Source organism: Prevotella sp. HMSC077E09, from assembly GCF_001814685.1.
GTDB classification, from domain to species: domain Bacteria; phylum Bacteroidota; class Bacteroidia; order Bacteroidales; family Bacteroidaceae; genus Prevotella; species Prevotella oris.
This window is the reverse complement of the sequence record NZ_KV817510.1, coordinates 1-218: the sequence shown is the minus strand read 5'-3', so window position 1 is coordinate 218 and position 218 is coordinate 1. Positions and strand designations below refer to the sequence as shown.

Here is a 218-nt window from a genome sequence, read left to right as displayed (position 1 = left end):
TCCTCACTGGGGCAGCCGATGAGCGACGCTGACTTCATCAAGGAGTATGGCACGAAAGCACGCAACTTGGGCTTCCATTCGCTCGCAAGTGCGGCTGCACCCACGATGCGCAACACACTCAAAGTGGTGGTGGACAGGACAACGACGCTCAAAGAGGGCGATAATGTCGTGCTCCGTCTGCTTGAAAGTGCCAAAGTGCAGGGCTTGCGTATTCCACG

1 protein-coding gene is annotated in these 218 nt (G+C 56.9%); it reads left to right on the top strand.

Translation table 11 applies throughout. The features are described from left to right. A partial coding sequence (gene traM, locus HMPREF2983_RS02610; protein ID WP_141757614.1) for a conjugative transposon protein TraM occupies positions 1–218 on the top strand: 218 nt, incomplete at both ends.